The organism is Agreia sp. PsM10 (assembly GCF_030433855.1).
In the GTDB taxonomy this organism is placed as follows: domain Bacteria; phylum Actinomycetota; class Actinomycetes; order Actinomycetales; family Microbacteriaceae; genus Agreia.
Genome location: NZ_JARUXC010000005.1, coordinates 257,835 through 282,820, shown reverse-complemented (window position 1 = coordinate 282,820; position 24,986 = coordinate 257,835). Strand labels below are relative to the sequence as shown.

The 24,986-nt window shown below is 68.2% G+C and carries 23 protein-coding genes; 9 read left to right on the top strand and 14 right to left on the bottom strand.

Going from position 1 to position 24,986, the window contains the following annotated elements:
* Positions 1-54 precede the first annotated feature (54 nt).
* The 4 genes from QCD70_RS08915 to QCD70_RS08900 all read right to left on the bottom strand — a co-directional run bounded on the left by QCD70_RS08915 (position 55) and on the right by QCD70_RS08900 (position 4,253).
* Positions 55-1,230 carry an ABC transporter substrate-binding protein gene (locus QCD70_RS08915; protein WP_301215207.1) on the bottom strand — a complete coding sequence of 392 codons (1,176 nt, stop codon included), beginning with the start codon at positions 1,228-1,230 and terminating at the stop codon, positions 55-57.
* Between the two features lie 106 nt (positions 1,231-1,336).
* Positions 1,337-2,209, bottom strand: a complete 873-nt coding sequence (locus tag QCD70_RS08910) for an ABC transporter permease (RefSeq protein ID WP_301215205.1) — start codon at positions 2,207-2,209, stop codon at positions 1,337-1,339.
* Positions 2,206-2,976, bottom strand: a complete 771-nt coding sequence (locus QCD70_RS08905; protein ID WP_301215203.1) for an ABC transporter ATP-binding protein — start codon at positions 2,974-2,976, stop codon at positions 2,206-2,208. The genes QCD70_RS08910 and QCD70_RS08905 overlap by 4 nt, the downstream gene beginning before the upstream one ends.
* Before the next feature lie 8 nt (positions 2,977-2,984).
* On the bottom strand, positions 2,985-4,253 hold the full coding sequence (locus QCD70_RS08900) for an amidohydrolase family protein (protein ID WP_301215201.1): 1,269 nt from the start codon (positions 4,251-4,253) through the stop codon (positions 2,985-2,987).
* A 203-nt stretch (positions 4,254-4,456) separates the two neighbouring features.
* On the opposite strand from QCD70_RS08900, the gene QCD70_RS08895 reads away from it, so the two are divergent.
* Complete coding sequence (locus tag QCD70_RS08895; RefSeq protein WP_301215199.1) at positions 4,457-5,413, top strand: PDR/VanB family oxidoreductase; 957 nt, start codon at positions 4,457-4,459, stop codon at positions 5,411-5,413.
* Between the two features lie 4 nt (positions 5,414-5,417).
* On the opposite strand, the gene QCD70_RS08890 is transcribed toward QCD70_RS08895, so the two are convergent.
* Complete coding sequence (locus QCD70_RS08890; protein ID WP_301215197.1) at positions 5,418-6,104, bottom strand: FadR/GntR family transcriptional regulator; 687 nt, start codon at positions 6,102-6,104, stop codon at positions 5,418-5,420.
* Positions 6,105-6,323: 219 nt separating this feature from the next.
* On the opposite strand from QCD70_RS08890, the gene QCD70_RS08885 reads away from it, so the two are divergent.
* The 5 genes from QCD70_RS08885 (at position 6,324) to QCD70_RS08865 (ending at position 11,005) form a co-directional block, all read left to right on the top strand.
* Complete coding sequence (locus tag QCD70_RS08885; protein WP_301215195.1) at positions 6,324-7,502, top strand: ABC transporter substrate-binding protein; 1,179 nt, start codon at positions 6,324-6,326, stop codon at positions 7,500-7,502.
* A 2-nt stretch (positions 7,503-7,504) separates the two neighbouring features.
* The gene (locus tag QCD70_RS08880; RefSeq protein ID WP_301215193.1) at positions 7,505-8,911 is read left to right on the top strand and encodes an amidohydrolase family protein; all 1,407 of its coding nucleotides are present in this window, start codon (positions 7,505-7,507) and stop codon (positions 8,909-8,911) included.
* Entirely contained in the window at positions 8,911-9,666 is a 756-nt protein-coding gene (locus QCD70_RS08875) for a cysteine hydrolase family protein (protein WP_301215191.1), read from the top strand. Before QCD70_RS08880 ends, QCD70_RS08875 begins: the two co-directional genes overlap by 1 nt.
* A gap of 74 nt (positions 9,667-9,740) precedes the next feature.
* Positions 9,741-10,217 carry a cupin domain-containing protein gene (locus tag QCD70_RS08870; RefSeq protein WP_301215189.1) on the top strand — a complete coding sequence of 159 codons (477 nt, stop codon included), beginning with the start codon at positions 9,741-9,743 and terminating at the stop codon, positions 10,215-10,217.
* Positions 10,217-11,005, top strand: a complete 789-nt coding sequence (locus QCD70_RS08865; RefSeq protein ID WP_301215187.1) for a creatininase family protein — start codon at positions 10,217-10,219, stop codon at positions 11,003-11,005. Before QCD70_RS08870 ends, QCD70_RS08865 begins: the two co-directional genes overlap by 1 nt.
* Here QCD70_RS08865 and QCD70_RS08860 read toward each other — a convergent pair.
* Complete coding sequence (locus QCD70_RS08860; protein WP_301215185.1) at positions 10,974-12,290, bottom strand: amidohydrolase family protein; 1,317 nt, start codon at positions 12,288-12,290, stop codon at positions 10,974-10,976. The two genes, QCD70_RS08865 and QCD70_RS08860, sit on opposite strands and share 32 nt — an antisense overlap.
* Positions 12,291-12,378: 88 nt before the next feature.
* Here QCD70_RS08860 and QCD70_RS08855 point away from each other — a divergent pair, with 88 nt between their 5' ends.
* The gene (locus QCD70_RS08855) at positions 12,379-13,566 is read left to right on the top strand and encodes an XdhC family protein (RefSeq protein WP_301215183.1); all 1,188 of its coding nucleotides are present in this window, start codon (positions 12,379-12,381) and stop codon (positions 13,564-13,566) included.
* The gene (locus QCD70_RS08850; protein WP_301215181.1) at positions 13,563-14,927 is read left to right on the top strand and encodes an 8-oxoguanine deaminase; all 1,365 of its coding nucleotides are present in this window, start codon (positions 13,563-13,565) and stop codon (positions 14,925-14,927) included. Before QCD70_RS08855 ends, QCD70_RS08850 begins: the two co-directional genes overlap by 4 nt.
* Before the next feature lie 36 nt (positions 14,928-14,963).
* On the opposite strand, the gene QCD70_RS08845 is transcribed toward QCD70_RS08850, so the two are convergent.
* From QCD70_RS08845 to QCD70_RS08835, 3 genes are all read right to left on the bottom strand, one after another.
* Positions 14,964-17,828: a molybdopterin-dependent oxidoreductase gene (locus QCD70_RS08845; RefSeq protein WP_301215179.1), complete on the bottom strand. Its 2,865-nt coding sequence runs from the start codon at positions 17,826-17,828 to the stop codon at positions 14,964-14,966.
* Positions 17,825-18,646, bottom strand: coding sequence for an FAD binding domain-containing protein (locus QCD70_RS08840; protein ID WP_301215177.1), 822 nt, complete (start codon positions 18,644-18,646; stop codon positions 17,825-17,827). Before QCD70_RS08840 ends, QCD70_RS08845 begins: the two co-directional genes overlap by 4 nt.
* Positions 18,647-18,733: 87 nt before the next feature.
* Complete coding sequence (locus tag QCD70_RS08835) at positions 18,734-20,203, bottom strand: HNH endonuclease signature motif containing protein (RefSeq protein WP_301215175.1); 1,470 nt, start codon at positions 20,201-20,203, stop codon at positions 18,734-18,736.
* Positions 20,204-20,483: 280 nt separating this feature from the next.
* Between QCD70_RS08835 and QCD70_RS08830 the strand changes: the two genes are divergently transcribed.
* Positions 20,484-20,720 carry a hypothetical protein gene (locus tag QCD70_RS08830; RefSeq protein WP_301215173.1) on the top strand — a complete coding sequence of 79 codons (237 nt, stop codon included), beginning with the start codon at positions 20,484-20,486 and terminating at the stop codon, positions 20,718-20,720.
* Between the two features lie 94 nt (positions 20,721-20,814).
* Here QCD70_RS08830 and trpS read toward each other — a convergent pair whose 3' ends face one another.
* The 5 genes from trpS to QCD70_RS08805 form a co-directional block, all read right to left on the bottom strand.
* Positions 20,815-21,855 (bottom strand): tryptophan--tRNA ligase, encoded by a 1,041-nt coding sequence (trpS, locus tag QCD70_RS08825; protein WP_301215171.1) that lies wholly within the window; start codon positions 21,853-21,855, stop codon positions 20,815-20,817.
* 199 nt (positions 21,856-22,054) lie between these two features.
* Positions 22,055-22,597, bottom strand: a complete 543-nt coding sequence (locus QCD70_RS08820) for a molybdenum cofactor biosynthesis protein MoaE (protein ID WP_367316709.1) — start codon at positions 22,595-22,597, stop codon at positions 22,055-22,057.
* Positions 22,587-23,102: a MogA/MoaB family molybdenum cofactor biosynthesis protein gene (locus tag QCD70_RS08815; RefSeq protein WP_301215169.1), complete on the bottom strand. Its 516-nt coding sequence runs from the start codon at positions 23,100-23,102 to the stop codon at positions 22,587-22,589. Before QCD70_RS08815 ends, QCD70_RS08820 begins: the two co-directional genes overlap by 11 nt.
* Entirely contained in the window at positions 23,099-23,578 is a 480-nt protein-coding gene (moaC, locus tag QCD70_RS08810) for a cyclic pyranopterin monophosphate synthase MoaC (protein ID WP_301215167.1), read from the bottom strand. Before moaC ends, QCD70_RS08815 begins: the two co-directional genes overlap by 4 nt.
* Positions 23,571-24,863, bottom strand: a complete 1,293-nt coding sequence (locus QCD70_RS08805) for a molybdopterin molybdotransferase MoeA (protein WP_301215164.1) — start codon at positions 24,861-24,863, stop codon at positions 23,571-23,573. The genes moaC and QCD70_RS08805 overlap by 8 nt, the downstream gene beginning before the upstream one ends.
* Positions 24,864-24,986: the final 123 nt, after the last annotated feature.

The following is a 24,986-nucleotide window of genomic DNA, read 5'->3' as shown; positions in this document are numbered from 1 at the left end:
CACGAAGTGAGCATCGGACGGCAGGCGGAGGGCCGACGATGGTGCAGTCGCGGGTTACTTGAGACCGATGCTCTGGTCGAGGAACTCGTTGGTGAACAGGTCGGCGGGCGTGATGCCCTCGACGGGCGGCGTTCCGAGCTTGGTGAAGATCGGAGTGTCGCTGTCGATGATTTTCTGCACGCGGGCCTCGTCGAAGTCGCCGATGTAGTCGTTGTCGCCGTTGCTGACCAGTCCGAGGTCGAGCATGGTCTTCACCGAGTAGTCGGCGACGCCCTCGGAGTAGACCCAGCCGGTGTCGTACTGGTCGACGAGGTCGAGGATCAGTGCGTTCGTGGCGGCGGGGTCGTCGAAGTAGTCGACCTCGGCCTGCTGCAGAACGGGTACGAGTGCCGTGAGGCACGGGCTCAGCTCTTCGAGCTCCCCGCTGCGCACGGTGACCGCGGATGCGTAGATCTGGTAGCCGGCATCGTGGATCAGCTGGAATTTCACCGGCTTGTCCCAGGAGTCGACCTCGTTCTCGTAGATGTAGGGCTCGGCGCTCGCGAAGCCCTGCTGCGCGTCCTTGCCGCCCGAGGCGACGAAGTTGGCGGGTGTGCCGTCGTAGCCGCCGTCGGCCTGGGCCTCGGGCACGATGCCGGCTCCGATGAAGTAGTCCATGTACGCGGCGCCGCCGAAGTACTTGATGACGGCGCCGGCCTTCGTGAGATCGGCGATCGTCTCGACGTCGGGGTACGTCGCTGGATCCCACATGATCATCTGGGGGTTGATCTCCATGGGAGCGAAGACCGCCGTGGTGGGCATGTCGGGCGAGAGTCGGAGCGACTCATCGGTGTTGGAGTAACCGAGCGTGATGTCGGAGTCGGTGTACATCTGCGAGCTGACTGTCTGGAAGCCGATGGCGGGGCCGCCGGCGCGCACTTCGAGGTTGACACCCGTGTACTCGCCGCTGGCATAAAGAGGCCCGGAGACGCTCTTGTTGCTGGCGTCGATCACCGCGTCGTCTCCGAACATGGAGTAGAGGTGGCCGTGCTCCGATTCCGGGTTCCAGTCCGTCTGGATCGTGACGGTCGCCGGGCAGCCGGCTGCGGCCAGGTCGATCGCGCCGATGGTGAGATCCGACGCGGCGTCGGTGGCCGTGTCGGTTCCGCCGGAGGCGCAGCCGGTGAGGACCAGTGCGGTTGAGGCGAGAACGCCCGCGGCCATGAGTGACCTCGATCGAGTGATACGCATGTCTTCTCCTTGTGTGATGTGCAGGGTGTGGAGGGTGCTGTTCGGTGCTGTGAACGGGTGCTGCTGAGTGACGGATGAGTCGAGGGGGCGTGCTGTCGCCCGGCGCCTACTTGCTGTAGTCGTACCACTTGCCGACGGCGAGCTTGCCCAGCCAGCCGAAGACGAGGAAGACCACGACGCCGAAGAGCGCTGCCGTGATGATCGCGGCGAAGAGCTCGGGGCCCTGCACGCGCGACTGGTAGTTGCTGATGAGCGCTCCGAGCCCGGGCTCGCCACGACGGAAGAAGAAGTCTCCGACGATCGCACCCACGACGGAGGCGCCAGCGGAGATGCGCATGCCCGCGAAGATCGCGGGAAGCGCTGCGGGGAACTCGAGCTTCGTCAGCACGGTCCAGCGATTCGCCTTCTGCAGCTGGAACAGCTCGCGCTGGCCCTTGTCGACCGACTGCAGGCCGAAGAGCGTATTGGCAACGATCGGGAACAATGCGATCATGACGCACACGATCACGCGGGCGGGAAAGTCGAAGCCGAACCAGAAGCCGATGAGCGGCACGAGAGCGAGGATCGGGATGCACTGGAGGATGACGGCGTAGGGGAAGAGCGAACGCTCGATCCACCGTGCCTGGCTCATGGCGATGGCCCAGAGCAGACCGATGATGATCGCGATAGCAAGCCCGGTCAGAGCGACGCCGGCCGATCGGGCGAGCGCCTCGGAGATGTCTCCCAGCGTCTTCGGGTCGAAGAACGCGTCGGTGAAGATCGTGTGCGGCGGCGGCACGAGGAACGACTGCTTCGGGTCGATGACCACGTAGCTGACGAAGTACCACAGGGCGATGATGACGACGAAGACCAGCACGGGCGGCACCCACGACGGAAAACGCGCGCCTCGGCGTGCGGGCATCTCAGACGCCCGGGAGATGGTTCTGATCTTCGGGTTGCTGGTGGTGACGGGCCCGGTCGGGGGAGCGGTGGTGGTCATGAGTGTCCCTCTCGGAGTGCGTGGGAGACCTCGCCGGCGAGTTCGGCGAACTCGGGGGTGAAGCGGATCTCGGGGTCGCGGGGGTAGGCGAAGGGAACGTCGAAGGTCTCGACGATCTTTCCCGGCCGGCCGGACATCACGACGACCCGTGTCGAGAGGTACACGGCCTCGGAGACGGAGTGCGTGATGAAGAGGCCGGCGAACTGCTGCTCGGTGAAGAGCTTGATGAGTTCGTCGTTGAGGCGCTCGCGGGTGATCTCGTCGAGGGCGCCGAACGGCTCGTCGAAGAGGAACAGCTCGGGGTCGAGCGTCAGGGATCGGGCGAGGGAGGCGCGCATGCGCATGCCGCCCGAGAGCGTCTTCGGCAGGTGCTTCTCGAACCCCTTGAGCCCGACGAGCTCGATGGCCTTCGCCGCTTCGGCGACGCGGGCCTTCTTGGGGATGCCGTTGAGTTCGGCGAGCAGTTCGACGTTCGCCTGCACGGTACGCCACGGCAGCAGGGTCGCGTCCTGGAAGACGTAGCCGATGCGCTTGGTCGCCACGTGCGTCTCACCGGCCGTCGCGGGGGTGAGCCCGGAGGCGATGCGCAGCAGCGTGGACTTGCCGCATCCCGACGGGCCCACCACGGTGACGAACTCGCCTTTCTTGACCGTGAGATCGACGCCGGAGAGCGCGGTCGTGCCGTTGGGGAACGTCATGGCGACGTCGGAGAAATTGAGAAGCTCGGTCGTCGTTGTGGCCACAGGGGGATCTGTCGTCAGCGTCATTCGGCTCATCACCTCTTTTCGAGAAGGAGTTCGGACGGCTCGGAGGTTCGAGCCGGGAGGGCTGTGTGGTGCGTGACCTCGCTGAAGGCGACGAGGCGCCCCGCGTGGATCACGTACCGGTCGGCGGGCGCGTTCGCGACCACATCCGCAAGATTGTCGCCGCGTACGGCGAGCAACTCTGCTTTCGCACCGACGGAGACGCCGGCGCGCACTTCGAGGTTCATCACCGAGCGAGCCCCCGTGCTGACGGCGGCATACGCCTCGGTCAGGGTGAGGTGTCCGGCGGTGACGAGGAGTGAGGCGGTTTCGAGCGCGTCGCTGCGGCCGACGGGGTTGAACGGATCGCGCACGTTGTCGGCGCCCGCACCCAGCCGCACCCCGGCATCCAGAAGCCTGCGCACGGCCGTGAGGCCGCGCGGCGTCGACACCGGATGCTGCCAGCCCTGCAGGTAGAGGTTGGTGATCGGCAGGGTCACGATTCCGATGTCGCTGGCCAGCACCTCGTCGATGACACGATCGAGTTCGCCCGGTTCGAGGGTGCCGAGGCGCACGCAGTGGCCCGCGGTCACGGGCATCGAGTCGGGCCAGTCGCGCACGGTGCGCGCGAGTTCGGCGAGCGTGTAGCCGCCGATGAGGCTCTCGTCGGTATGGATGTCGACGCCGACACCGCGCGCGGACGCGATGGCGAGCAGCCTCTGCAGATCGGCGCTCTGGTCGTCGGCCAGATGCGGGGCGCCCCCGACGAGGTCGACGCCGAGGTCGAGGGCGGCCTCGACGTCGGCCGTGGGAATCGTGGGCCCGGCGAGGGCGGCGAGCTCGATGTGCATCAGCTCGCTGAGCTCGTCGCGCACCTGAACCAGCGCCTGCACGCCGCGAAGGGGCTCGTCGCCCGACAGCACGTCGACGTGGCAGCGCACGGCGGTTGTTCCGTTCTGCAGCAGCATCAGGGCTGCCCGGCGGGCGCGGTCGGCGATCGACTCGACGCTCATCGTGGCCGAGTAGGTCTTCCACGAATCGATGGCCAGCCCGAGGTCGCCCATGGGAGGTTCGATCAGGTCCCACGACAGTGCCTTGTCGAGGTGGGCGTGCGGTTCGGCCGGTGCGGTGAGCAGCACGAAGCCCGTCAGGTCGAGGGTCTCGGATGCGGCGACCGGCGTGGCGCTGCCCGCCGGACGGATCGCGGTGACCGTGTCGGCCGTGATCTCGACGTCGACGACGGAGCCGTCGTCGAGGGTCGCCGAGCGGAGCAAGGAGATGTCTCTCGGCAGTGCGCTCATTCTGTGCCTCCCGATGAACTTCTGGGGCCCGCGCCGGCCGGTGGTGAGTTCACTCTAAGAGGTGGATATTTCGACGACGTAACACGAACATTTCCTCCGGTGACGATGCGAGGAATGCTCGACGACGACGGTCTCGTCGGGGCCGTGCGCGAGGTACTGTCTGGAGAGAACGTCGCCCGATCCTCACCGAAAGTCCTCGATCCATGTCTGTGCACCTCACCGAGATCTCCGCCGTCGTCAGCCGCATCGTCGAGGTCGCCGACGGCGTCAAGACCATCGAGTTCCGTGCCGCCGACGGCTCCGAGCTGCCCGTGTGGACGCCCGGAGCCCACGTCGACGTGGTCATCCGCGATGGCGTCGAGCGGCAGTATTCGCTGTGCGGTGATCCGGCGTACAGGCAGTCGTACCGCATCGGCGTGCTTCGCGACGACGACGGACGGGGCGGCTCGCTGTCGATGCACACCGAGCTGGCGGTGGGCAGCCGTGTGCGACTGCGCGGCCCGTTGAACCATTTCGATCTCGTGCCCGCCGACAGCTACCTCTTCATCGCCGGGGGCATCGGCATCACGCCCCTCCTTCCCATGATCCGATCCGCCGAGATGGCCGGAGCGACCTGGACTCTCGCCTACGCCGGACGCAGCCGGAGCACGATGGCGTTCCTCGACGAGCTCGAGAAGCAGTTCGGCGACCGGGTGCGCGCGTACACCGCCGACGTCGACGAGCGAATGGATGTCGCCGCTCTCGTCGCCGGGGCTGGCGACGGCACGCTCGTCTACTGCTGCGGACCCGCCAGGCTGCTCGCCGCGGTCGAGGACGCATCCGCCTCTCTTCCGCACGGCACTCTGCACCTCGAACGTTTCGAGGCGCGCGAGGCAGGGGCGCCCGTTCTCGACGACTCCTTCGAGGTCGAGCTCACCCTGTCGGGGGAGACGCTGACGGTGCCGACCGACCGGTCGATCCTCGACGTGGTCGAGGAGGCCGGTGTGCTGGTGCTCTCGTCGTGCCGGGAGGGGACCTGCGGAACCTGCGAGACCCCGGTGGTGTCGGGCGAGGTCGATCACCGCGACTCCGTGCTCACCCCCGACGAGCAGGCCGACAACGAGGTCATGATGATCTGCGTGTCGCGGGCCGCGTGCCCCCGGCTGGTGCTCGAGCTCTGATTCTCTAGAGGGCCTCGGACCCGGCGTCGATCGCGCGGTCCGCTACGAGCCGGCGCACATCGCCGAGGTGGTTCTCCATGGCGAGGCGCGCCGCCGCCGGCTCTCCGGCGACCACGGCATCGAGGATTCCGCGGTGTCCCTCGATCGAGCGCCGACGGGCATCCGGTGTCGCGTGCGAGTGGCGACGGGTTTCGAGGGTCCAGTCGTTGGTCACGCCCACCAGGGTGCTCAGCAGGGGATTGTGTGCGGCGTGCGCCAGCTCGAGGTGGAACTCGACGTCGAGTCGCAGCGACTCGTCGGCGCTCAGCACGTCGGCGCTTCTGCGAAGGGTCTCCTCGAGGCTCTGGATGTTCGTGGTCGCGCGCCGGGTCGCGGCCAGATAGGCGATGGTCGGCTCGACGATGTCGCGCAGCTCGGCCGCGTTGCGCTGCTCGACCTCCTGCTTCGACAGCTCATCGAGAAGAGACAGCCGCTCGGCTGTGGGCTCGGCGACGGTCGTGCCCCTTCCCTGGCGCCGGTCGATGAGGTTGCGCGACTCGAGGTCGTGCATGGCCTCGCGCAGGGAGGCCCGAGAGACGCCGAGTGTCTTCGCGAGCACCCGTTCGGGCGGAATGCGGTCGCCGGGCTGCAGCTCGCCGTCGACGATGAGCCGCTCGATGTGCGAGGCGATACCCGTGATGAGAGCGGCCATGCAGGTGTCTCCTCCCTCTGATGACCTCATGTTAGGGGGTCGAGCGGCTGAGCTCGGCAACGCGGTTCGACCCATATTTCGGGAGTATTTCGGGCTCGTTATTTTTGTCGTCATCGACGAATGTCGGCTATTTCCATGGCCTACCGTGGCCAGAGTCAGATGGTCAGACCAATCCTGATTCCCCCACACACGCACACGACCCGCACCGGGAGCACACTCATGACGTCACGCCACTCGAAGGCCTTCCTGGTCTTCGGCCTCATCGGAACCGCGGCCATCGGACTCACCGCCTGCAGCGGCGGCTCGACCCCGGAGGCGACCAGCTCGAGCAGCATGGAGATCGGATCGGTCGACCTGAAGGCGGCAGGCTGTCCCGCCACCATCTCGATCCAGACCGACTGGAACCCGGAGGCGGAGCACGGCAGCCTCTACGAGATGCTCGACCCGTCGGCGGTCGCGGTCGACACCGACGCCAAGACGGTCTCGGGACCGTTGATGGCCGGCGGCGAGTACACCGGCGTCGACCTGGAGGTCCGCGCCGGAGGTCCGGCCATCGGATTCCAGACCGTGCCCGCCCAGATGTACACCGACGACACGATCACGCTCGGCTACGTCTACAGCGACGAGGCCGTGCAGAACTCGGTCGCCCAGCCGACCGTCGGAGTGTTCGCACCGCTCGACAAGACGCCCACGATGATCATGTGGGACCCGGCCACCTACCCCGACGTCGAGACCATCGAAGACCTCGGCAAGACCGACGCCTTCGTGCGCTACTTCGGCGGATCGGCCTACATGGAATACCTGATCGGCAGCGGACTGCTCAAGCAGGAGCAGACCGACGGCGGCTACGACGGCACCCCGGCGAACTTCGTCGCCGCGGGCGGCAAGGACGCCCAGCAGGGCTACGCCAGCGCCGAGCCCTACATCTACGAGAACGAGGTCTCGTCCTGGATGAAGCCGGTCAAGTACCAGCTCATCAACGACGCCGGCTGGGAGATCTATCCGGTCGTCGTGTCGGCCCGGACGGAGGACATGGAGGACCTGAAGCCGTGCCTCGCCGCGCTGGTTCCCGTGATGCAGCAGGCCGATGTCGACTACTACAGCGACCCCTCCACGGCGAACGGCCTGATCCTCGACCTGGTCGAGCAGTACGACACGGGCTGGGTCTACTCGCAGGGCGTCGCCGACTACTCGGTCGAGACCCAGAAGGAGCTCGGACTCGTGGGCAACGGATCGGATGATGTCGTCGGAAACTTCGACATGGACCGCCTGCAGAAGTTCGTCGACCTCGCGACCCCCATCTACGAGGGGATCGGAAGCGCACCGACCGAGGGCCTGACCGCCGACGACATCGCGACGAACGAGTTCATCGACGACTCCATCGGCTTCACCAAGTAATCATGACGACACCACGCAGCATCCTGATCACGGGCGCCACTCTGCTGCCCGTGGCGGACGGCGCCCCGGAGACCATCTTCGACGGCTGGATGCTCGTGGAGGACGGCATCATCGCGTCGCTCGGGGAGGGCGAACCTCCCCGGGTCGACGCGCATGTCGAGGTCGTCGATGTGGCGGGCGCATTCGTCGCTCCGGGATTCGTCTCGGCCCACAGCCATCTCTTCACCAGCGGCTCACGTGGACTCGGCGTGAACGAGACGCTCTACGGCTGGTGCACCGCGATGTTCGCGGTGACCGGAGCGGCGACGCCCGAGCAGATCTACTGGTGCACCCTGCACGGCGCCTTCGACATGCTGAACAACGGCGTGACGACGGCGTTCGACTTCACCGACGGCAGGCTCGCGTGGGAGCCGCTCGTCGACGGCCGACGCATCGACGACGGGCCGCAGGAGCTGCGCCCCCTCCAGTACCTCACCCGGCAGGCCGACGCGAAGCTCGACAGCGGGATCCGCTTCGTGAACTCCGTGATGATCGACGACACCGTGGGCACCCGAGACGACGTTCTCACCCGGCTCGGCGAGGTCGTCGCGCACTGCGAATCGCTCGACCGCGACTTCATGCTGCGTGCCGCGATCTCGGGAGCCGGCCAGTGGTCCCCGAACCCCGACTGCGCCGAGATCGAGGTCGAGGCGATGCGTCGCTTCGGGCTCATCAACCAGGCACACCTGCTCGAGACGCGTGAGGCGGTCGAACTGCAGCGCGAGAAATTCGACCGCTACGAGGCCGCAGGCGCACTCGGGCCCGACTTCATCTTCGGACACTTCATCCAGACCACGCCCGACATCCTGCGCCGCACCGCCGAGGGCGGAGCGAGCATGTCGTGGCAGCCGAACGCCAACGGCCGACTCGCCTCGGGAGTCGCGGCCATCCCCGAGATCCGGGCCCTCGGCATCCGGGTCGGCATGGGCCTCGACGACCAGGCCTGCACCGACATCTCCGACCCGTGGCAGAACATGCGCATGGGCATGTACGCCGTGCGCGCCACGACGGGCGACCCCGATTCCCTCTCGACGGCCGACATGCTGCGGATGCACACGCTCGGCTCGGCGGAGATCCTTAGGCTCGACGACAGGGTCGGTTCCCTCGAGCCCGGCAAATTCGCGGACTTCGTGGTCGTCGATCCCCGGTCGCCCGACATCGGGCCCCTGTGGGAGCCGATGTCGAGCTACGTGCTGGCGTGCGGCCTGCGCAACCTCAAGAAGGTCTACATCGGGGGAGTGCTGCGCTCGGTGAGCGGCGACGCGATCGACCCCCTGGCCGCCGAGGCGAGCCGCCAGATCCACCGCATCCTTCCCGAGATCACCACGGGCGCGCCCCTGGCCTCAGCTGCACTCGCCGGAGCCCGCTGATGAAGGGCCCGTTCACGCCGCACAGCTGGCCCGTCGACGACGGCCGCGTCGACCTCACCCGCACCGGCCGCACTCCGCAGCCCGTCGACCTCGAGGCCCTGCCCCAGCCGCTCACCGTCGACCTCGACCGCAGCGCGATCATCGTGGTCGACATGCAGAACGACTTCTGCGCGCCCGGTGGCTGGCTCGACGGCATCGGCGTCGACGTCTCCCCGGCGCTCGCCGCCGTCGAGCCGCTGAACGACATCCTTCCCGCGCTTCGGGCCGCCGGGGTTCCCGTGATCTGGCTCAACTGGGGCAACCGACCAGACCGGCTCAATCTGCCGGCGAACGTGCTGCACGTCTACGACGCCGACGGCTCGGGCGGCGGCATCGGCGACCCGACCGAGAACGGCGACGCCGTGCTCACGAAGGGAAGCTGGGGCGCGGCCATCGTCGACGGCCTCGAGGTCGCACCCACCGACATCCACGTCGACAAGTTCAGGATGAGCGGATTCTGGGACACCCCGCTCGACAGCATCCTCCGCTCCCTGGGTGTCGACTCGCTGCTCTTCGCCGGTGTCAACGCAGACCAGTGCGTGCTCGCCACTCTCACCGACGCCGCGTGCAGCGGATACGACTGCGTGATGATCGAGCAGGCCAGCGCCACGACGTCCCCCGACTTCTGCCTGGCCGCCACGGTCTACAACGTGCGCCAGTGCTTCGGCTTCACCACGACGCCGGATGCGCTCCTGAAGGCGCTTCCACAACCCTGACCACGAAATCCGTTCCGACACCCCGAACAAGCACACCCGTACACGTACACCCCGAACAAGCACAGGAGAGCCCCATGGCCGCCGCACCCATCCTCAAGCACCTCAGCGATCTGAAGGCCCACCGCATCACACCCGGCGACACCGTGCGCCTCGTGCCGCTCGCCGGCCCCGACGACGACTCTCCCGCGAGCGTCTTCTTCGAGATCTGGGACCCGTCGGGCGTGCAGCCCGACAACTCACACCCCGACTCCGTCGAGATCTTCGTGTTCCTCGAGGGCGAGGGCGAGGCCTTCAGCGACGAGCACTCGGTGAAGGTCACCGCGGGCGACGTGCTCATCCTGCCCAGCGGCTCGGTGCACCACATCAAGAACACCTCCGAGACCGAGCGCCTCTACGCCGTGACGATCATGGCGAACGACCTGGGGTCGCAGGAGCTCGGCGCGACGACCGGGTTCGAACACCTCGTGAAGAGCGGCGGAGAGGTCGAGTTCGAGGACTCCGACAAGGCCGTGCTCTTCGCGAGCCTCCGCGCGCTCGCCGGCCCCGCCTGATGCCGCATACGCCCCTGCTCGCCCGCCTGTCGACCACGCGAGTCGCGGCGATCGATATGACCGATGCCGTCGTCATCCAGCCGATCGGCGCCTTCGAGCAGCACGGCCCGCACCTTCCGCTCGACACGGATGCGCTGGTGGCGGAGACGGTCGCGGCGCGCGCGGTCGCCGGCCTGCCCGACGACTCCAACGTGTGGATCCTGCCGACGCTTCGCTACGGCAAGTCCAACGAGCACGCGGGCCGCGTCGGCACTATGACCCTCAGCGCGTCGACCCTCATCTCGCTGCTGCTCGACGTCGGCGAATCGGTCGCCGCCTCGGGCTTTCGCAAGCTGGTGTTCGTGAACGCGCACGGCGGCCAGCCGCAGCTTCTCGAGATGGTGTCGCGAGACATCCGGGCGGCCACCGGCCTGCAGGTCTTTCCCGTGAGCGCCATGCATCTCGGCGAGCCCGAGGGCATGACCTGGGACGACGAGGGCTTCAGCATCCACGGCGGGCAGTCTGAGACCTCTGTCGTGATGGCGATCGACGAGAGCCTCGTCGACCTCGACGTGGCGGCAGCCGACGGTGTGGCACTGGGAAGCCTGTTCGCGGGCTTCACCCACCTCACCCTCGAGGGGGCCGTTCCCACGGCGTGGCTCACGAACGACGTGTCGAAGAACGGCGTGATCGGCGACCCGCGCCGCGCGAGCCCAGAGCTCGGTACGCGCGTGCTCGACCACTGGAGCGCCGCCCTCTCGGAGGCGCTGCTCGAGATCAAGCGCTTCGAGTGGCCAGAACTGCGCTGAGCCGGGAGGCCAGCTCGCGCTGGTCGTGGTCGACGAGCTCGTAGTCGCGCACGACCACGCGGCCGGCCACGACGACGTGCTTCGGGCGTCGGCCGGGATTCGCCCAGAGCAGGCCGGCGACGGGATCGGCGACCCCCGCGTCGGCGACCCCGGACACGTCCCAGACGCAGAGGTCTGCGGCGGCCCCGTGGCGAAGATGGCCCAGTTCGTTTCGGCCCAACCCCTGCGCCGAACCCTCGGTCGCCATGCCGAGCACCTCGCGCGCGGCCAGCGCCGGGCCCACGAGCGGCGCGACCTGCATGGCCAGGCGCGCGTCGGCGAGCAGGTGCCCGGCGTCGTTGCTGCCGCCCCCGCTCGTGCCCAGGCCCACCGGGATGCCCGCGGTGCGCAGGGCGGCGACGGGTGCGATTCCCCAGCCCATCGGCAGATCGCAGCCGGGCGCGTGCGTCGCCGTGACGCCGGCGGATGCGAGCCGCGCGATCTCCTCATCGGTCACGGCGCAGAGATGGGCGATCGTGACGTCTGGCGCGAGCCAGCCCCACTCGTCGAGCAGCTCGATCGGGCGCCGGCCGTACTTCTCCAGCGCGATGGCCACGTCGACCTGCTCGTTGGCCTGCGTCCGGCGGCGCAGCCCGTGCCGCTCGGCCACCTCGCCGAGAAGACGGAACGTCTGCTCGCTGTCGCTGTGCACCCCGGCCGGCCCGACGGCGAGCTGCAGCATCCCGTCGTTCGATACGCCGCCCTCCGCATTGGCCACCAGATCGGAGACGATGCGTTCTGCCGAGAGGGCAGCCTGCTCGGGGTCGTCGCGGGCGGAGCCGCGCACGAAGACCAGGCGCCCGCCCAGCTCGGCGGCCGCCGACGCGGTGGCGCGAGCGACCCCTAAGTCGTCGCATCCCTCCGGCCACGTGAGGTGGTGGTCCGCCACCGTGGTGACACCCGACAGCAGCCCCTCGGCGACGCCGACGAGGGCCGCGGTGCGCGCGAGCTCGGGGTCGATGCCGACCGCGCCATAGGCTGCCGCCATCGTCTTCAGCCACTCGCTCATCACGACGCCGCGCGTGCCCGGCAGCGTTCTGAACGCGCTCTGAAGCAGGTGGTGATGCGCGTTGACGAGACCCGGCGTCACGACGCAACCGGATGCATCCAGCACCTCGGTCTCATCGCTGTCGCCGGTCGCCGCGATCGCGTCGGAGACGACGAACCCGTCGACCAGAGCCAGGTCTGCGGCGCTCTCGCGGGTCTCGTCGATCAGGGTGGTCACGGCATTGCGGATGAGAAGCATTGACCAGTTCTAGCACCTCCGTGTGTCAGGATTGTTGCAGTCGCAACGAGGCCTCTCCACCGCCCTCCTCGCCGAAAGAGACGCTCCCATGCTCGACATCGCAGACGACCTGCTCGAGGCCCTCGGCGAGGGCCGTCGACTCGCCGTCGCGACCGTCACGACAGTGGATGGCTCGGCCCCGCGGGCCCTCGGCACCTCGATGGCCGTCGACGACCTGGGGCGTGTGCTCGGCAGCATCTCGGGCGGCTGCGTGGAGGGCGCCGTCTATCAGGCGGCGGAGGGCGTGCTCGAGACGGGGGAGCCGGTTCTCGCCGAGTTCGGCTTCACCGACGGAGACGCCTTCGCCGCCGGCCTCAGCTGTGGCGGCCGCATCGAGGTGTTCGTGCACGAGGTCGCGATGTCGGGCGCTCGCGGGCGGCTCGGCGACCGGGTCGTGCAGGAGCTCGAGGCCACCCGCGACGGGCGCCCCGCGGGCATCGCCGTCGTGGTCGCCGGCGCAGCGGTGGGAACCGTCATCGCCGACACTGCCTCGGCGACCGAGGTCGAACGCGACGGGCTCGATCTCGCCACCGCGCAGCGCATTTTGCACGAACTCACGGCGCGGGTGGCGTCGGGCCTGTCGGGAACCCTCGACATCGACTGCGACGGTGAGCCGCTGCGGGTGCTGTTCGTCGTGGCGGCGACCGCCCCCCGCATGATCATCTTCGGAGCCGTCGACTTCTCGGCCGCGCTGGCCGACGCCAGCAGCCTTCTCGGCTACCACGTGACGGTGTGCGACGCGCGGCCTCTGTTCGCCACGCCGCAGCGCTTTCCGTCGGCCGACGAGGTCGCCGTGGCGTGGCCGTCGGAGTACCTGCGCACGACCCCGATCGACTCGCGAACGGTGATCTGCGTGCTCACCCACGACGAGAAGTTCGACATCCCCCTGCTGTCACTGGCTCTGCGACTGCCCGTGGCGTTCGTGGGGGCGATGGCGTCGCGCACGACGCACGAGCGTCGCGTCAGGGCTCTCGAAGACGCGGGCCTGAGCGCCGCCGAGCTCGGGCGCCTGCACTCGCCGATCGGTCTCGACCTGGGCGGCAGCACGCCGCAGGAGACCGCGGTGTCGATCCTCGCCGAGGTGATCGCGAGTCGAACCGGCTCGGCCGGGACGTCGCTGCGCACGCAGACCGGGCCCATCCATCGCACGGAATCGGCCCTCTCTGCATCGGCTCGAATGGACTCGGCTCGAACGGACTCGACTCGAACAGACGCGACCCGGGAGGCCCGGCTGTGACCGGCGCGCGCACCGTCATCGAGGGCGCGTATGTCGCCACGGTCGACGCCGCCGACACCGAGCACGTCTCCGGCCACGTGGTGATCGACGGCACCGACATCGTCGCGGTCGGCTCCGGATCGGCACCCGAGTGGGCGCTCGAAGGGCCGGTGACGCGCATCGACGCGCGGGGGCACCTGCTCACTCCGGGTCTGATCAACACCCACCATCACCTCTACCAATGGCTGACCCGAGGCATCGCCCAGGATTCGATCCTCTTCGACTGGCTGACCGCGCTCTACCCGATGTGGTCGAAGATCGACGCCGAGGTCGTGGCGGCCGGCGCTCTCGGCGGCATGGCCGTGGCGGCTCGATCGGGATGCACCACGCTCGCCGACCATCACTACGTCTTCCCGCAGAACTCCGGCGACATCCTGGGCGCGATCGTCGACGCGGCCGGGCGGCTCGGAATCCGCCTGCACGCCACCCGCGGGTCGATGGATCTCGGGCGAAGCCAGGGAGGGCTGCCGCCCGACTTCGCAGTCGAGACGACGTCGGCGATCCTCGAGGCCAGCGTCGACGCGGTGTCCCGGTTCCACGATCCCTCCCGCGACGCCATGACGCAGATCGCCCTCGCGCCCTGTTCGCCGTTCTCGGTGACCTCTGATCTGCTGAGGGAGTCGGCCGTGCTCGCCCGCTCGCTCGGCGTTCGACTGCACACCCACGGCTCGGAGACGGTGGAGGAGGACGCGTTCTGCGCCGAGAAGTTCGGCCGCACGCCCACCGAGTACCTCGACGACCTCGGCTGGCTCGGCGACGACGTCTGGATGGCGCACTGCGTGCACCTCGACGACACGGCGATCGCGCGTTTCGCCGCGACGGGAACCGGCGTCGCGCACTGCCCCTCGTCGAACGCGCGGCTCGCCGCCGGAATCGCGCCGGTGCCGCAGCTACTCGCCGCCGGGGTGCCGGTCGGTCTCGGCGTCGACGGCTCGGCGTCGAACGAGTCCGGCCAGCTCGGCACCGAGATCCGCATGGCGGTGCTCATGAACAGGCTCCGCGCGGGCGCCGACGGCATGGCGGGTCGCACGGGGCTGCGCCTGGCCACCATGGGCGGTGCCCGAGTGCTCGGTCGTGACCGGGAGATCGGTTCGATCGAGGTGGGCAAGCTCGCCGACCTGGCCCTGTGGAAGGTCGACGGAATCGAGCACGCCGGCATCGCCGACCCGGTGGCCGCCCTCACCCTCGGCGCTCAGCCTCCGCTGGCGCTACTGCTCGTGAACGGCTCCGCCGTCGTGCGCAATGGAGAACTGACCCGCGTGCGCGAGGCCGACGTCGCGCGCGACGTGGCCACGGCATCCGCTCGTCTTCAGTCGCGCTGACCCACGCCGCGTCGGGCGCTGCAGATCGTTCTGAAGCTAGTTCTGCAAGAGGCGCCAGATGCGGTCGCGCGACATCGGCAGCTCCATGGGTCGACGACCGATCGCATCGGCGACGGCGTTCGCCAGGGCCGGGGCCACGGGGTTGTATGGCGCCTCGCTCATCGACTTGGCGCCGAACGGTCCGAGCGGGTCGCGGGTGTCGGCGAAGTAGACCTCGGTGACGGGCAGGTCGGAGAGCTGGGGGATGTGATAGTTGCGCAGCACGGTGGTGAGCACCGTTCCTTCGCCGTCGTTGATGATCTCCTCGTAGAGCGCGGAGCCGATGGCCTGCGCCACGCCGCCCTCGATCTGGCCCCGCAGCTGGGCGGGATTCAGCACGAATCCGGCATCCGCCGTCTGGATCGACTGCAGAATCAGCACCTCGCCGGTGAGCGTGTTCACGGCGACCCGGAACGCGTGCACGTTGAACGCGATCGAGCGCCGCGCCCCGTCTTCGTTGGCCGTGGCCGTGAGTCCGTCGGGTGCGACGAGCTCGGAGATCGAGAGCCGGCGGTCGGCTGACGAGAGGGTGCCGTCGTCGAGGGTCCAGTCGTCGGGTGCGGTCTGGGTGCGGTCGGCCGCGAGCTGCCGCAGCTGACGCGCGAGAGCCTGCGCGGCGGCGAGCACCGCTTTGCCCGCGACGACCGTGCCCGCGGACCCGAACGCGCCCGTGTCGTAGCGGGCCGCATCGGTGTCGCTCTGCTTCACCCGGATGTGCGAGGGCGACGTGGACAGCGCGGTCGCGGCGAGCTGGGTGTGCACTGTGGTCGTGCCGTTTCCGAACTCCGCCGTGCCCACGCCGATCGTGTAGCCGCCGTCGGCGTCTGCGGTGACGGTGACCTCGGAGAAGTGCCCGCGAGGCGGCATCGTGGCGATCATCGACGAGGCCATTCCCTGTCCCACCCGCCACTCGGCACCCGCCGGTGCAACCGCGGAGTTGCCTCGGGCGAGCGCCTGCTCGGCCAGGTCGAGGCACTGGTCGAGCCCGTATCCGCCCAGGATCAGGTCGTCGCCCTCGACGTGCGTGACGATCAGGGGATCGGTGGCCGTGACGGAGTTGAGCCTGCGCAGCTCGAACGGGTCGATGCCCGTCACCCGGGCGAGCTCGTCGAGCGCGGATTCGATCGCGAAGATCACCTGCCCGAGGCCGTAGCCGCGGAAGGCACCCGACGGAACGTTGTTCGTGTAGACGCACCGGGCATCCACCCGCTTGTTCGGGGCGTTGTACAGGCTGATCGACTCGGAGCACGAGTGGTACATGGTGCCCGGGCCGTGGTTGCCGTAGGCGCCGGTGTCGGAGAGCAGCTCGACCTTCATCGCGGTGAGGAGGCCGGCGGCGTCGGCGCCGAGCGTGACCTGCACCTCCATCGGGTGCCGGGTGGGCGAGAGCGTGAACTCGTCTTCGCGGGTGAACTCGTACTGCACGGGCCGCCCCGTCGCGAGAACGGCCAGGCTCACGATGTCCTCCGTGAGGATCTCCTGTTTGCCGCCGAAGCCGCCCCCGACCCGTGCCGTGAAGACACGAACGGTCGACGGGTCGCGGTCGAAGAGCCTGCAGATCTCGGTCTGCACGAGGAACGGCACCTGCGAGCTCGTGCGCAGCACCAGCCTGTCGGCCTCGTCGATCCATCCGATGGTGGCGTGCGTCTCGAGGTGCGTGTGCGCCACCCGCTGGGTCTGCCAGGTGCCGCTCACGGTGTGTGCGGCATCGGCGAGCCCCTTCGCCACATCTCCGTACTCGCCGTGCAGCTCGGCCACCAGGTTGTGCTGCGGGTCGACGATGCGCGACGTCGTCGCGTTCTTGTCGCCGTGGATGCTCGGGGCCCCGTCGAGCGTCGACAGGTGCGGATCGAAGACGGCTGGCAGCACCTCGTACTCGACCTCGATGAGACGCGCAGCGGCCTCGGCGATGCCGACCGATTCGGCCACGACGGCGGCGATGCGCTGGCCCCGGTAGCGCACGACGTGATCGAGGATGAGCGTGTCGTCGGGGTCGTCGAGCCGGGACTCGTGACGCGCGGTGGAGAAGAGGGTCTGGGGCGAGTGCTCGTAGGTCAGTACGGCGTGCACTCCGGGCAGCGCGGATGCGCGCGTCGTGTCGATCGCCGTGATGCGCGCGTGCGCGTGCGGCGACTTCAGAACCACGAGGTGCAGCAGCCCGGGGATCGCGACGTCGAGGGTGAAGGGCTCCTGGCCGCTGACCACCCGTTCGCCGGCGGGTGCGCCGACGGAGGTGCCGATGGGTGCGCCGGACGCGGGCGACTCGATCGATGGCGCGTCGACCGATGGTGCGTCGATGGGTGGCGCCTCGATCAGCGGGGTGTCGGCGCCGGATGCGCGCGGCCGGGTCTTGATGACCGGCGTCGTGCGCGACTCGGGCAGCGGGGCGCCCGCCTCGCGCGCATGAGGTTCGAGTTCGACGCCGCACGAGTCGGTGTGCACGTGGTCGATGGCCTCGTCGATGGCGCGGTAGCCGGTGCACCGGCACAGGTTGCCCTTGAGCAGGCGGGGCAGGTCGTTCATGTCGGCGTCGTCGAAGGTCGACGCGGTGACGACCATGCCGGCGGTGCAGAATCCGCACTGGAACGCCGCATGATCGACGAACTTCTGCTGCACGGGCGAGAGGTCGCCGGGCAGGCCGAGTCCGGCGGCCGTGGTCACGTCTTTGCCCTCGACCCGGAACGCCGGATAGACGCAGGAGTGCACGGGCGTGCCGTCGACGAGCACCGAGCACGCGCCGCAGTCGCCGGTGTCGCAGCCCTTCTTGACCTCGAAGTGCTGCTGGTCGCGAATGAAGGTGCGCAGGCTCTGGCCCGAGCGGGGTTCGGAATCGAACACCTCGCCGTTGATCGTGAACGTCATCGCTTGTCTCCTTCGGCGAGTTCGAGCCGGATCTCCTCGGCCAGCACGCCGCTCACGGCGAGCCGCCAATCGGCCGCGCCGTGCGCATCCGTGAACCAGCTGTCGATGCCCTCGATCGCAGCGCGCAGCTCGGATGCCGTGGGCAGCGCGGCGAAGCGAAGCTGCTCCGGTCGCACGGTGGCCGCCGAGACCGTGAGCACGAAACCGCCGTCGACGGGGTCGAGGCGGCCGATGACGACCGCGCCGCTGCGGCCGAGCGCCGAGAGGGCGATCTTGCGGTACGCCGTGACGGAACGGAGCGATCGGGCGGGAACGTGCAGGGAGCGCATGACGTCGCCGGGCTCGAGAGCGGTGGTCGTGTTGCCGGTGACGAGTTCGCTCACCGGAACGCGCTGGTCGCTGCCGTCGGCCTTCCAGATGAGCGCCTGCGCGTCGAGTGCGCTGAAGAGCGAGGTCATGGGCCCGGCAGGCAGGGCCGTACAGATGTTGCCGCCGACGGTGGCGACGTTCCAGACCTTGAACGAGCCGAACAGGGCCGTGCAGCACTGGCGGAACAGTGGATGCGCCCGCCACCCGTGGTCGTCGGGCAGCGTCGAGAGCTGGGTCAGCGTCGTGGTCGCGGCGACTTCGAGCCCCTCGTCGGTGGCGACAAACGGCTGCCAGCCGAAGGTCTGCAGGTCGACGAGGGTGTGGATGCTCGGGTTCGGCTCGGCGAACAGCACACTTCCCCCGGCGAGCGGGACGGCTCCGCCGCCGAGGCTGCTGAGATCGGTGCGTGTTCGAGCGGGAATGACCCGGGTCACGGTGTTGAGGTCCATGTACGTCTCCTCGTACCGAAGGATTGCTGTGGTGCTGTCCTCCAGTACACCCCACGCATGTGTCGAGCGTGTAAACCGAGCCGGAGGTCATGCCCGCCTTGTTTTCTCGGCATGGGCCGCGCCTGCGGCGAGAGAGGGGTTGTGCCGTACCGCGCCGGAGAATCGCAATCGCCGAGGTCGTTGTCGAGGATCGATCGATCGAGGGGGAGTGAGCCAGTACCTGTTCTCGTATCGGTCGTCGACGGAGGATGCGACGCGGTGGATTCTCCACCCGTTCGAGTGCAGGAGCAGATGGTGGTGTTTGCAGAGAAGCACGCCGTCGTGGATGTCGGTCTTCCCTCCTGTATGCCAATGCTCGATGTGGTGAATCTCGCAGAACGATGGCGGCTTCTCGCAGCCGGGCCACACGCATCCGCCCTGGACCGCGTTCAGAGCGAGGCGTTGAGCAGGCTGAAAGAGTCGATGTTCGCGACCGAGATCGAGCGGTGACCCGTCGGCGGCAATGACGACGGGCTGGTAGCCCGTCTCGCAGACCAGTCGATCGACCGTCTTCATGGTGACGGCAATGCCGGTGCCCTCGATGAACGCGATGCCATCGCCGTCGGGCCTGGTCAACTCGGAGGCAGTGACGACGATCTGGACCGTGGGGCGCTTCTTCGCGAGAACAGTGCTGTGCTCCACGGCTGCTCCGGCCCTGACGAGCGCGACAAGCGCGCCGGCGGTGAGCTGCTCTACTGTGCGCGGGTCGTCGTGCACCAGTTGTGCCGCGGCCATGGCTTTCTTGTCAGCGAGACGCGGACCACCGATCCGTGGCCCGAGGAGGAGGTCGAGGGCGCCCTTCACGAACGTTCCGTCTTCTGGGGCGAAGACTGCGCTGAGGTGCACCATGCCCTCGCGGTCGCGCCAGATCTTCGCCTGTTGCCGTGTGTACTGCTCGTTCTCCATCTCGGCCACTCCTGCGCGGTCGAGAAGGGCTCGGGCCGCACGGGAGTCTCGGTAGACGGTTTCTGGCAGGTCTTCGGGATGAAGAAACGACAGAACCTGTTCCGCGGCGGCCGACAGCTCTGCGGCCGACACCTCTGCGGTCGGCTCTCCCAGTCCCGAATGGAGCGCTTCGAAGCGATCAGGCGTGATCTCGCCGGCGATCATTCGAGCACTGATTGCGGCATGCCACGGTGGGACGATCGGCGAATCGTCAGACTCGGCGGGACCCTCGTTCGACTGTGGGAGGGGAGTCGCCTGCATGATCGATCTGCCGAGCCCGTCGAGCTTCTTCGCCTCTGACCTCGAGCATCCGGTGAGCAGAGCGATCATGTTCTGCGGATTGACGTGCCCCTCGGCCTTCGCCATGCCTGCGGGCCCGAGTTCGCGACGTGAACGCTGATGGATCTCCGCTGCTCCGAGCGCGAGCACTCGGTCGGTTGCATTCTTCACCACCGACGCAAGGCGCATGAGAATTTTCAGCTCGTCGCCGGACACGCCCGCGAGGTTCACGGACGCGCACGCGTTCGATAGCCGAGCCTCGATGGCTCGTAGCTGATCGAACAGGAATTCCATGTACATAGAATACCATTCGACCTAGAATAGAACAAGTGTTCTAAAGTACTTTTCGGTGAAGGAGGACGGTGTCGTCTTATCGGCATCTGCTCGACTGTCCTTCGTGGCTCGGTACCATGAGCGGATGATTGCTCTCCCCGCATCAGCACAAGTGCTCAGAGGGGTCCAGGCCCTGTGGGTGATCGGGTTTCTCGTTGGAACGACCACTCACACGGCGGATCTGATCATCGGGGGATTAGACGCCTACAGCGGCTTCCCTGTCGGCGTTCGGCTGTTCTGGGTGACACTGACGATCCTGGATCCGGCCACCGCTGTGCTGATCATCTGTCGACGACGCTCCGGCGTCGTGCTCGGAAGCGCCGTGATCGTCGCCGACATCGCCGTGAACTGGACCGTCTTCGCTGTCGTCGGCGAACTCTCGTACTTCGGCGTCATCAGTCAAAGCCTGTTCGCGTTGCTCATCGTCGTCACAGCTCGCCCCCTGTGGAGATGGTTCGGGCAGATGCATGACGCATGACCTCACCGACGATGGCTTCCATAGTCGTACATGACCACTCAAGTTGAAGGAGAACACGTGATCCAGCGAGTTCGCCCCTGATGTCCTCCGGGGCTCAGTAGATCATTCCCATCGCCTCGCGCACCTGATCGAGTGTTGCCTCCGCCACGGTCATTGCAGCCTCGTTGCCGCTGCGAAGGATCGCTCTCACGAGATCCACATCGGAGGAGAAGACGCGTCGACGTTCGCGCATTGGTGCCAGAAAATCATTCACGGCCGTGGCCGTCATGGTCTTCAAGGCGCTGCTGCCGCCATCACCGATCTCGTCGGCCAGCTCGGCCGGCTCAACACCTAGGCACAACGCGGCCGTCGACAGCAACGCCGAGACGCCCGGCCGACTCACGGGGTCGAAACTGATCCGCCGGTTTTCATCGGTGCGTGACTGACGGATCACCGCTACGGTCTCGTCCGATGTCATCGACAACGCGATCGCGTTCCCGTAGCTCTTCGACATCTTCCGACCGTCGAGGCCCGGGACTTCGGGCGTCGAGGTGATCAGAGCATCCGGAATCGGAAAGACCTCTCCATAACGCTCATTGAACCGCCGGGCGATGACGCGAGTCATCTCCACATGCGGGAGGTTGTCCTTGCCCACGGGCACGAGATTGCCTTTGCAGAAAAGGATGTCGGCTGCCTGGTGCACCGGATAGGTCAGAAGCAGCCCGCTCAAGGCACGCCCCGACGCTGAGAGTTCCGCTTTGACGGTTGGATTGCGATGCAACTCCGCCTCGGTGACAAGGCTCAGGAATGGGAGCATCAGCTGGTTCAGTGCCGGAACCGAAGAATGGGTGAAGATCGTCGTGCGTTCCGGGTCGATGCCTGCGGCGAGGTAGTCGAGCACGGCGCTGTGCACGTTCTCTCTCACGTGAGCCGTGGTATCCCTGTCGGTGATGACCTGATAGTCCGCGAGAACGAGGAGCATCTCGACGCCCGCCTGCTGCAGGCGCACTCGTTCCCTTATCGTGCCGAAGTAGTGACCGAGATGCAGCGGCCCGGTCGGCCGCTCACCCGTGAGGACCCGGAACCTCTCCGGGTGCTCGGTCACAGTGGCCGCGACCTCTGCCGAGCGTCGCACTGTCGCAGTGAAGGACTCCATTTATGTCTCCCGATCATTGGGAGCTGCACGGAGTACTCGGGCCGTTTCACGAGTTGCCATGCAGCCCGTGAACATGCTTCAACCGGCTGCTATCGCAGCCACCACGAAACGGAACGGTTGAAGTTCATGAACGAGATCGTACCGGTACCCGGTGCCGAAGACCACGCGCAATCGAGCAACTCCGGCATGAATCGCCAGTTCAGCCCAGCGCGGCCACCCACTCCGTCGTGCCGTCGGTGAACCCCTGTTCCTTCCAGATCGGAACGCGCGCCTTGATCTCGTCGACCAGCTCGGCGCACGCCGCGAAGGCTGTGCCTCGGTGCGCCGAGGCGACGGCGCACGCGAGAGCGACGTCGGTGATCGCGAGGTCGCCCACGCGATGAGCCGCGGCGATCGTCGTTCCCGGATGCGCGAGGGCGACCTCGGCGACGACCTCGCGCAGAACGGCGTCCGCCGTCGGATGCGCGGAGTACCGCAGCCAAGTGACGCCCTTGCCTTCGTCGTGGTCGCGCACGACGCCGGCGAACGTCACGACGGCACCCGCATGATCGTTCTCGACGGCGGCCACGCACTCGTCGACAGACACGGTCTCATCGGTGACTCGAGCGAACGCGACGACCGCGGGTGCAGACTCGCCGAAGTCGGCAGCCGCAGCGGCAGACGCAGCCGCAGCGGCAGACGCAGCCGAAGCAGCCGCCCCCACAGACGCAGCCGAAGCAGCCCCCACAGATTCAGCGCTCATGATCTCCTCCGTGCAGCTGATCGATCACGTGGTCGAGAACCTCGTCCAGAACGGCCAGCCCGTCTTTCACCCCGCCGGTCGACCCCGGCAGGTTGACGACGAACGTCGTGGCCCCGGCGATGCCCGCGTGCCCTCTCGACAGCGCGGCGAGCGGCGTCGACGCGGCGCCGCGACGCCGGATCGCCTCCATGATCCCCGGCAGCTCCCGATCGAGCAGGGGGAGCGTGGCCTCGGGCGTGCGGTCGCTCGGGTTGACGCCCGTTCCGCCGGTCGTCACGACGAGGTCCGCACCCGACGCGACGGCATCCTGGAGCGAGGCCGCGACCTCGTCGCCATCCGGAACCACCTGCACCAGCGGCTCGGCCCACCCGCGGCTGCGCAGCCACTCGGCGATCACCGGGCCGGTGCGGTCGTCGTAGACGCCCGTCGCAGCCCGTGTCGACGCCACGATGACGCGGGCGGTGCGCTCGCGAGCGCCGCCGGGCCTGCCGGTGTCGACCGTCATTCGGCGACCCAGTCGCCCGACTTGCCGCCCGACTTCGCCGTGACGTGGATGTCGGTGATCACCACGTGCTTGTCGACCGCCTTGATCATGTCGTAGAGCGTGAGGGCGGCCACGGATGCCGCGGTGAGCGCCTCCATCTCGACCCCCGTCACGCCGCGCGTCTTCACGGTGGCCGTGATCACGACCCGGTCTCCGTCGGGTGCGAAGTCGATCGTGGCGCCCGACAGGGGCAGCGGATGGCACAGCGGGATGAGCGACGACGTCTGCTTGGCCGCCATGATTCCCGCGACCCGCGACACCGCCAGTGCCTCGCCCTTCGGCAGCTCGCCCGCGAGCAGGAGCTCGAGCACATCGGGGCGGGTGATGACCGTGGCGACGGCGCTCGCGCGTCTCGACGTCTCGGCCTTGTCGGTCACGTCGACCATCAGCACGGCGCCGTCGGCGCGCACGTGGGTGAGAGCGGGTTCGTCAGTCATCGATTCTCCAGACGTCGACCGGGTCGCCGGCATCGGCATGGCCGAGGCCGACCGGCAGGTGAACAAGCGCGGTCGAGGCCGCGTAGGAATGAAGAAGGTGCGAGCTCGGGCCGCCGACGAGTCGCACGCGCCCGTCGGGGTCGATGGATGCGCGGCGCACCTGGTGCTTGCCGGCGGGCGACTCGACGGCTACGGCCAGCGGCAGCCGCAGGGTCTCGCGTTCGGTTCGGGCGAATCCGGCGAGGCGGCGAAGGATGGGCCGCACGAAGATCTCGAACGACACGAGGGCGCTCACCGGGTTGCCGGGGAACGTGACCACGGGGATGCCGTCCGGATGGCCGGGCGCCTCCACAAGACCCAGGCCCTGCGGTCCGCCGGGCTGCATGGCCACGTGTGAGAACTCGACGCCGAGCGGGCCGAGGGCGTCGCGCACGACCTCCCGCGCGCCGGCGCTGACGCCCCCGACGGTGATCACGAGGTCGGCCGTGGGGGCTCCCTTCTCGATGATGTGCAGCAGGTCTGCCGCGTCGTCGGAGCGGCACGGCCAGGCCACCACGGTGCAGCCGCACTCGATGAGCGCCTGGCTCAGCACGGCGCTGTTCGAGTCGTAGATCTGGCCGGGTCGGAGGGGGGTGCCGGGCTCGCGGATCTCGTGACCCGTGGCGACGAGCAGCACGCGGATGCGCCGGAGCACGTCGATCTTCGTGAGCCCGGTCGCTGCGATCACGCCGAGCTGCGCCGGACCGAGAGCGGAACCCGCCGTCAGCAGCAGCTCTCCCCGGGCGACATCACTGCCGCGGCGTCGCACGAACTCGTCGGAGTGGGGGACGGCGGTGAAGTCGACCGTCAGTGCAGCGCTGTCCTCCGCATCGCCCGTCGAGCGGAAATGATCGGGAATCGCGCGCTCGATGGGAACGACGGCGTCGGCGCCGGTCGGCAGCGGCGCGCCCGTCATGATCGGGGCGGCGGTGCCGGGCTCCAGCTCCGAGATGGAGTCTCCCGCGTTGATCTGGGGGTCGACGCGAAGCCGCACCGCCGCATCCGGTGTCGCCCCCGCCAGCTCGGCGGAGCGCACGGCGTAGCCGTCCATCTGCGAGTTGTCGAACGGCGGCAGATCGGTGGGGGAGGCGATGTCTTCGGCCAGAACACGATGGCGGTAGACGTCGGGGGCCCCGGCGATGCGCGCGGCCGAGAGGGAGATCGACTCGGTGACGCGCACCAAAGAAAGAGGCGCGAGCAGCGCCTCCACCGCGGCGCGGTGCTGGTCGAGCGAGAGCGAGGCCATGTTCTCATTCTCGCCCATCGGTTATCCCGCGGGCGCGGGTGGGCGACCGAATAGTTCGACATGCGCCCCGAACGCGGGGGTGACCGGACCACCGCGCTGCGCCTAGGGTCGACAGCACGGCGT